Raw genomic sequence first — 7889 nt, forward strand, 5'->3', positions numbered from 1 at the left:
AACCGTCAGCGGGTTGTGGGACCTGATCGGCAGGCTCGTCGACATCTTCCAGCCAGACGAATGCGCCAACTACTTCAAATCATGCGGCTATGAACCGGAATGAACGGAAACCGCTCTAAAGCTCTTTCGGCAACCAAAACAAGCATAAGGATGCGGTGCCCCGGACCGGTAGGGTGAAGCCTTTTGAGCTGGGGGCACGGATTGGTCGGGTCTCATTCGCAAGACTTATTGCCAAAAGCGCGATCCTGCCAATCCTCACCCCACCCTATAAACCGCCAACCGCACCGTGTTCCCCACCTTGCCGCCATCGGCGACATAGATCGAGCGCGCCACCCACGCGTAGTCCGGATGCCCGCTGTCGAGCCGGATCGCGGTGCGCATATAGTATTCGGAAGGCGGCACCGCCTCCCCCGCTACGATTCGCGCCGCAACTTCGGCGGAGGCGTGGCGGATGCCCTGGCTCACCACTTCGATCACCGCGCCGTCATCAGTCTGGATAGCATAGCGCGCATCCAGCTGCGCCACGCCGCCTGCCTGCACAGTCTGCCAATCCGCGCCCACGTTCAGAATGCGGCCTTCGATCCGCGGCCCCCTCGCCGTCCCGCCGACAATCGGAATGATCCGCCGCGTGCCCGAAAGCGCCGTGCCCATTTCGTGCGGGGGCGAAAGCTCAACCACCAGATCGCAGATGTGTTCCAGCGTAATCGTCATGCCAAAACCCTTGCCCCCGCCGGGATCGTCGGCGGCGCGGCGTTGAGCTGCTCTTTCGCAAAGCCCGCCGCCTTCTGATAGGCCAGCATGAACGCTGCGCGTTCTTCCGCCGGGATCACCGCGTCGATATCGTCGAACTGCCCGCCGCAGCGCTCGTCCACCATGTTGAGCAGGCCGAACGGCCCCGCCCCCCGGTTGCGCATCGCCACCGCACCGATGGGGGCGCACAGCTCGGCATCGAACGCGGCAAGGCTCGCCGTGGTCACCCCCTGCTGCGTCATGATCCGCCCCAGCACGCGCGCGTCGATGATCGCCTGCGAGGCGCCGTTGGAGCCCGTAGGGTACATCGGATGCGCTGCATCGCCGATCAGCAGGACCGGCCCGTCCACCCATGTCGGCAGCGGATCGCGGTCGATCATCGGGTTTTCATAGGCCACGTAAGACCCTGCCAGCAGCGCAGGCAGATCGAGCCAGTCGTAGACAAAGCCCTCGAACTCATGCGCAAACTCGGCCAGCGCCACCGGGCGGAACCAGCCCGATTGCGTCCAGTCATGGCTCGCATCAAAGGTTTGTTCGGCAATCCAGTTGATATCGGCAAGGCCCTGCGCATCCGGGTGCGAAATCGGATAGAGCACTACGCGGTGCCGGCTCGTCCCCAGCCCCACGAACGAGGAGCCGCTGCGGATCGGAACTCCGCGCGCCGTGCCGCGCCACATGATCGTCCCGCCCCAGTGGATCGGCGGCTGATCCGGATGCATCTGCGCCCGGATCGCCGAATGGATGCCGTCCGCGCCGATCAGCAGCGCGCCGCTGATCTCCTCGCGCCCGCCATCCGCCCGCTCGACTAGCGCCGTCACGCCGCCATCGGCGTCCTTGCGGTATCCCGAAACCCGGCACCCCAGCCGCACCACATCCGGCCCCAGCCGCTCCAGCACCGTCCGGTAGAGCAGCATATGAAACTGCCCACGGTGCACCGCATACTGGTGCCAGCGATACCCTGCGAGCTTGCCGCGCGGCTCGGCATAGATGTCCTTGCCATTCAGCCCCACCAGCGCCCATTCGCGCGCCGGGATGCCGACTGCGTCAAGCTCCACCTCGCCAATGCCAAGGTCTTCCAGTTCGCGCACAGCATTGGGCTGCAGGTTGATCCCCACCCCCAGCGGCTTCAATTCGCGCACGCTTTCGAGCACCGTGCAGCGCACGCCGATCTGGTGCAGCGTCAGCGCCAGTACCAGCCCGCCAATGCCGCCGCCCGCAATCAAGACCTCGTTCTGGGCCATCCATTCCCCCGAATGTTATGTTCCATAGCGGCGCTACAGGCTCGGCTTCGGCGTTGCAACGGCTCTCACTTGTCCGCGCTGTAGGGCGGCACGGTCTCCGCCAGCGGATCGAGCCGCACTGTCAACGCCGTCCCCAGCGCCGCCACCAGCAGCACCGCCGCCACCATCCGCACCGTCCGCGCGCTCAGGCCGTCCCACAGCGGCAGCACAGCCAGCACCGCGAGCGCTAGTGGCAGCGCGGCCGCCATCGGCAGGCTGGGCCCCACGCCCTGCATCACGAAATGGCCCATCGAGATCATGTAGCCGATCACCGGCGCGCCCAGCGCCAGCGTGACCAGCCGCCCGCCCGCACTCTCGCCCGCCGCCATGGCGAGCGCCGCCAGCATGACCGGCAACACCACGATATAGGCCGCCGTCGGTGCCAGCGCTTGCAGCACCAGTCCCAGCAGGAAGAGCGGCAGCGCCGCGCCCACCAGCCCCGCCGGCTTGGCCCGCCATGCCCCCAGCGCCAGCAGGAACGCCGCCAGCCCCCCGCACAGCGCCATCACTTCCAGCCGCGGGATCGCCGCCAGCCGGTCATAGTAATTCACCTTGTTCGGCCCGATCGAAAGCGCGTTCACCGCCCACAGCATCACCCCGGCGAGCCCGATCAGCGCCAGCATCCGCGCAGCACCCGCCAGGCCATCCCTCCAGCCGCCGCCACGCCGCGCGGCAAGGCCGAGGCACACGGCCCCCACCGCCAGCATCGCCCAGCCTACCCATGCCGGATAAACCACCAGCGCAAAGCCTAGCGCATCGAAGAACACCACGTCCGGCGCCCTGCCCGGCAGCGGTTCCGCCACCAGCAGCGCCCGCGTCAGATCGAGCACTTGCGCGCCCATATCCTGCAGCGCGCCCTGATCGAGCGCATCGGGGGTCGCCTTGGGCGAGTGATAGAGCTGCGGACGCCCGATGAACGCGAAGTTGTAGCCCGTCCATGGCCCGCCACGCGTCTCGGTCAGGTCGGTATCGTTGGGCAGCACCTTGTAGATGAACACCGCGAGGCTGGAGCCGCCGGGCCGCGCGATCGCCCCCGCCGCCCGCCCAATCGCGGCGCCGTTGTCCGCCGAAGTCTCGAACAGCGTCGTCCGCCCACCGCCGCCGCGTGCCTCCACATTGATCACCGCGCCGACATGCGCGCGCAAGGGATCGGCGGTAAAGAAGTGCCGCGCCCCATCGAGCCCCAGTTCCTCGCCATCGGTGATGAGGACGATGAGGTCGCGCGCAGGCTGCCCCCCGGCCCTCACCGCCCGAACCGTCTCCAGCAGCGATGCAACGCCTGCGGTATCATCCGCCGCCCCCGGCGATCCGCCCACGGTATCGTGGTGCGCCATCAGCAACACGGAGGGCAGGCTGCGGTCCTTGCCCGGAAGCACCCCGATCACATTGGTGAGCACCGGGGCCGGCACGTCCTTCCCGCTCCACCAGGCCAGCCGCTTGGCGCTTTCAGGCGGCGCGGTGAACGGCGTCTCGTGCACCGCCATCCCCATTGCCGCCATCCGCCCTGCGATATGCGCGCGCACGGCGGCGTTTTCGGGCGAGGCGGCAAGGTGCGGCCGGGCCGCGATCATGCGCACATCGGCCATCGCGCGCCCGGCGGCAAAGACCTGCGGCGGCGCATCGGCCCCCACCGGCGCAGGCGGGGTCGTCGCGCGAATACCCAGCAAAATGCCCAGCACTAGCGCCGCCAGCAGGATCAGCCGTTTGCTCATGTTCTCTCCCTCTCGTTTGCAACCAAGCCTGATCGAAAGGTTTGCGCAAGATGCATACCCCCCAGACCTGCCACAGACGGGCGGAGGGGTTCTTCCTTGTTATTATTTTTCCTAATATTGCACTTAAGGCAATCGCACGCACTGGCAAAGCTCGGCCAACCCTCCTAAAGCGCTCTGGACACACGAATCCCCCGGCTCAGGACCACCCTCCGCCCATGCGCATTGCCATCGCCTCAGACCACGCCGCCTTCGATCTCAAGGCCGAACTTGCCGCCCATATCGCCGCACTCGGCCACGAAGTGCTCGATCTGGGGCCGGAAAGCGCCGCCAGCGTCGATTATCCCGATTATGGCTTCAAGCTCGCCGAAGCCGTCGCCTCGGGCGCGGCGGAGCGCGGCGTTGCGCTGTGCGGTTCGGGCATCGGCATCGCCATCGCGGTCAACCGCCACCCGGGCTTGCGCTGCGCGCTGGTCAGCGAACCGCTCTCGGCCAGCCTCTCCCGCTCGCACAACGATGCCAACGCCATTGCCATGGGCGCGCGGCTGATCGGCCCGGAAATGGCCAAGGCCTGCCTTGAAGCCTTCCTCGCCGGTGAATTCCTCGGCGGTCGCCACCAGGGCCGCGTCGACAAACTTGCCTGCCCCGCTTTCGCAAAGGAGCCCTGCTGATGAACGTTGCAGCCCCCTCACAGGAAATCCGCAAAGCCGGCTTTTTCACTGAACATCTCGCCGCCGCCGATCCCGAAGTCTTCGCCGCGATCCGGGGCGAGCTGAACCGCCAGCAGACCAAGATCGAACTGATCGCGTCCGAGAACATCACCAGCCTCGCCTGCCTTGAAGCCGCCGGTTCGGTCTTCACCAACAAGTATGCCGAAGGCTACCCCGGCAAGCGCTACTATGGCGGCTGCGAATATGCCGACGTCGTGGAAACGCTCGCCATCGAGCGCGCCAAGGCGCTGTTCGGCTGCGAGTTTGCCAACGTGCAGCCCAATTCGGGCAGCCAGATGAACCAGGCCGTGTTCCTCGCCCTGCTCCAGCCGGGCGACACGTTCATGGGCCTCGATCTCAATTCGGGCGGCCACCTCACCCACGGTTCGCCGGTCAACATGTCGGGCAAGTGGTTCAAGCCGGTCGCCTATGGCGTGCGCCGCGAAGATCACCAGATCGACATGGACGCGGTTCGCGCCACCGCGCATGAACACAAGCCAAAGCTCATCATCGCCGGTGGCACCGCCTATTCGCGTGTGTGGGATTGGGAAGCCTTCCGCACCATCGCGGACGAGATCGGCGCGTACCTGCTGGTCGACATGTCGCACATCTCCGGCCTCGTGGCTGGCGGCGCGCATCCCTCGCCGATCCCGCATGCGCATGTCGTCACCACCACCACGCACAAGTCGCTGCGCGGCCCGCGCTCGGGCGTGATCCTCACGAACGACGAGGCACTCGCCAAGAAGATCAACATGGCGGTCTTCCCCGGCATGCAGGGCGGCCCGCTGATGCACATCATCGCCGCCAAGGCGGTCGCCTTTGCCGAGGCGCTCAAGCCCGAATTTGCGGCCTATGCCCACCAGGTCGTCGCCAATTCGCGCGCATTGGCGGCCAGCCTGCAGGAAGCCGGCCTCGGCATCGTCTCGGGCGGCACCGACAACCACTCGATGCTGGTCGATCTCACGCCCAAGGACGTGACCGGCAAGGCTGCCGAAAAGGGCCTCGACCGCGCCTGGCTCACTTGCAACAAGAACGGCATCCCCTTCGATACGCGCTCGCCCTTCGTCACTTCGGGCATCCGGCTCGGCACCCCCGCCGGCACCACCCGCGGCTTCCGCGAGGACGAGTTCCGGCAGATCGGTGCCCTTATCGCCGAAGTCGTCGATGGCCTTTCGCGCAATGGTGATGAAGGCGATGGCCAGGTGGAACAACGCGTGCGCGAGCGGGTTGAAGCCCTGTGCGCCCGCTTCCCCATCTATCCGGAGCTTTGAACCATGTCTGACAACAACGATCTTCTGGGCCGCGCCCAGACTGAAATCAGCGGCATGGCGAAGCAGGGCATGGACCACCCGTCGACCAAGCCGGTCCTGATCGGCGCGGGTATCGGCGCAGTGGCGGGCGCGCTGCTCCCGTTCGTGTCGCTGCCCCTCGGCCTTGCCGTCGGCGCAGGCTATGCCTTCTGGCAGCGCATAAAATAATACCGCATGCGTTGCCCCTTCTGTGCCCATGAAGAGAGTCAGGTAAAGGACAGCCGGCCGAGCGAGGACAACACCTCGATCCGCCGGCGCCGCCAGTGCGAAGGCTGCGGCGCGCGCTTCACCACGTTCGAGCGCGTGCAGCTGCGCGAGGTCATGGTCGTGAAGGCGGGCGCGCCGGGCGGCGAACCCCGACGTGAGCCCTTCGACCGCGCCAAGATCGAACAGTCCGTCGCGCTCGCCTGCCGCAAGCGCCCGGTCGCGCCCGAACGTATCGAACGCCTCGTCTCGGGCATCCAGCGCCAGCTCGAAACGCTGGGCGATGCCGAAGTCGAAAGCCGCCAGATCGGCGAAATGGTGATGGAAGGCCTGCGCCAGCTCGACAGCGTCGCCTACATCCGCTTCGCATCCGTCTACCGCGATTTCACCGAAGCGCGCGATTTCGAGGAATTCGCCAGCACCGTGCGCGAGGTCGGCGGGAAGTGACTGCAAACCCCGTTATCGTCCTCGTCCGGCCCCAGCTCGGCGAGAACATTGGCAAGGCCGCGCGCGCCATGCTGAACTTCGGCCTCACCCGCATGCGCCTCGTCGCCCCGCGCGATGGCTGGCCCAATCCGAGCGCCGGCCCTGCGGCAGCCGGTGCAGACATCGTGCTGGCGAACGCCGAAGTCTACGAAACCCTCGCCGAAGCCGTCGCCGATTGCGCGCATGTCTACGCCACCACCGTGCGCAAACGCGGCGTCACCAAGCCTGTCCTCACGCCCGAGGAAGCCGCGAAGGAAGCCGCCACCGCCGTGGGCGGAACCGCCTTCGTCTTCGGCCCCGAGCGCTCCGGCCTCGAAACCGATGACGTCGCGCTTGCCCGCAGCATCATTACCGTGCCGATCAACCCCGAATTCGGCTCGCTCAATCTCGCGCAAGCGGTCATCCTCTGTGCCTACGAATGGTCCAAGCACGCGCCCCAGGCCGGCCTCACACAGCCGCCAGCCGAAGACCCCCTCCTCCCCCCTGCCCCGCAGGAGGAGCTCGAAGGCCTCATCGGCCACATCACCGGCCTCCTTGAGCCGCGCGGCTACTTCGAACCCTACAGCCGCGCCGACGTGACCCACCGCACCTTGCGCACCATGTTGACCAAGCCGGGCTGGAACCACCTCGAAGTGCGCACCATGCGCGGCGTGCTCACCACCCTCATGCGCAAGCCCGGCCCGAGGGAGAAATAGGGACTGTCCCTATTTCCATATTGGTTCGCGCAGAGATCGCCGAGTTCGCAGAGAGAGCCGAAGTTGGCTGCGCCGAAGGTCTTCAACCCGTCTCTGCGAACTCTGCGATCTCTGCGCGAACCATCTCTTCCTGCTTCTCTGCGCATCCACGCAGGAAACGCACTCCCGCCTTGACATTCCCGCCAATCGCTGGTCTAGGCGCGCCTTCGCAATTGGCCCTGCACGCCCGGTGAAGCAGTGGCCGCATGCCCCGTAGGGGAACATGGTGCGGTTCCGGGTCTACGAAACGCCGGCCTCAAGGCTGGTTCCCATAGGTCGGCTCAGGCTGGCCGCATAGCAAATTGAAAGGACTTGCCATGTCGAAGCGCAAGGCATCGAAGCACAAGATTGACCGCCGTCTTGGCGAAAACATCTGGGGCCGCCCGAAGAGCTCGGTCAACCGCCGCGCCTATGGCCCCGGCCAGCACGGCCAGCGCCGCAAGAGCAAGGTGTCGGACTTCGGCATCCAGCTGCGCGCCAAGCAGAAGCTCAAGGGCTACTACGGCGACGTTACCGAAAAGCAGTTCAAGCGCACCTATCAGGAAGCCGCGTCCATGAAGGGCGATACCGGCCAGAACCTGATCGGCCTGCTCGAACAGCGCCTCGACATGATCGTCTACCGCGCCAAGTTCGCGCCGACGATCTTCTCGGCCCGCCAGATCGTCAGCCATGGCCACATCCGCGTCAACGGCGTGAAGTGCAACAT

General features: G+C 66.4%; 9 protein-coding genes and 1 pseudogene. 7 read left to right on the forward strand and 3 right to left on the reverse strand.

What is annotated here, in order from left to right:
* Window positions 1–103 (forward strand): annotated as a pseudogene (locus tag Q0071_RS20540) (IS630 family transposase); the annotation flags it as partial.
* A 152-nt stretch (window positions 104–255) separates the two neighbouring features.
* On the opposite strand, the gene Q0071_RS20545 reads toward Q0071_RS20540, so the two are convergent.
* From Q0071_RS20545 to Q0071_RS20555, 3 genes are all read right to left on the reverse strand, one after another.
* On the reverse strand, window positions 256–711 hold the full coding sequence (locus tag Q0071_RS20545; protein ID WP_298174143.1) for a DUF3237 domain-containing protein: 456 nt from the start codon (window positions 709–711) through the stop codon (window positions 256–258).
* Complete coding sequence (locus tag Q0071_RS20550; RefSeq protein WP_298174145.1) at window positions 708–1991, reverse strand: flavin-dependent oxidoreductase; 1284 nt, start codon at window positions 1989–1991, stop codon at window positions 708–710. The genes Q0071_RS20545 and Q0071_RS20550 overlap by 4 nt, the downstream gene beginning before the upstream one ends.
* Before the next feature lie 65 nt (window positions 1992–2056).
* Window positions 2057–3742: a M20/M25/M40 family metallo-hydrolase gene (locus tag Q0071_RS20555; protein WP_298174147.1), complete on the reverse strand. Its 1686-nt coding sequence runs from the start codon at window positions 3740–3742 to the stop codon at window positions 2057–2059.
* A 215-nt stretch (window positions 3743–3957) separates the two neighbouring features.
* Here Q0071_RS20555 and rpiB point away from each other — a divergent pair, with 215 nt between their 5' ends.
* From rpiB to rpsD, 6 genes are all read left to right on the forward strand, one after another.
* Entirely contained in the window at window positions 3958–4410 is a 453-nt protein-coding gene (gene rpiB, locus Q0071_RS20560; protein WP_298174149.1) for a ribose 5-phosphate isomerase B, read from the forward strand.
* Complete coding sequence (gene glyA, locus Q0071_RS20565) at window positions 4410–5720, forward strand: serine hydroxymethyltransferase (RefSeq protein WP_298174151.1); 1311 nt, start codon at window positions 4410–4412, stop codon at window positions 5718–5720. Before rpiB ends, glyA begins: the two co-directional genes overlap by 1 nt.
* Before the next feature lie 3 nt (window positions 5721–5723).
* Window positions 5724–5927 carry a hypothetical protein gene (locus Q0071_RS20570; RefSeq protein WP_298174153.1) on the forward strand — a complete coding sequence of 68 codons (204 nt, stop codon included), beginning with the start codon at window positions 5724–5726 and terminating at the stop codon, window positions 5925–5927.
* 6 nt (window positions 5928–5933) lie between these two features.
* Window positions 5934–6410 carry a transcriptional regulator NrdR gene (nrdR, locus tag Q0071_RS20575; RefSeq protein WP_298174155.1) on the forward strand — a complete coding sequence of 159 codons (477 nt, stop codon included), beginning with the start codon at window positions 5934–5936 and terminating at the stop codon, window positions 6408–6410.
* Window positions 6407–7144 carry an RNA methyltransferase gene (locus Q0071_RS20580; protein WP_298174157.1) on the forward strand — a complete coding sequence of 246 codons (738 nt, stop codon included), beginning with the start codon at window positions 6407–6409 and terminating at the stop codon, window positions 7142–7144. The genes nrdR and Q0071_RS20580 overlap by 4 nt, the downstream gene beginning before the upstream one ends.
* 356 nt (window positions 7145–7500) lie before the next feature.
* Window positions 7501–7889: 30S ribosomal protein S4 (gene rpsD, locus Q0071_RS20585; protein WP_298174159.1), on the forward strand; the 389-nt coding region annotated here is incomplete at its 3' end.

Origin of the sequence: Novosphingobium sp. (genome assembly GCF_027486195.1) — a bacterium.
In the GTDB taxonomy this organism is placed as follows: domain Bacteria; phylum Pseudomonadota; class Alphaproteobacteria; order Sphingomonadales; family Sphingomonadaceae; genus Novosphingobium.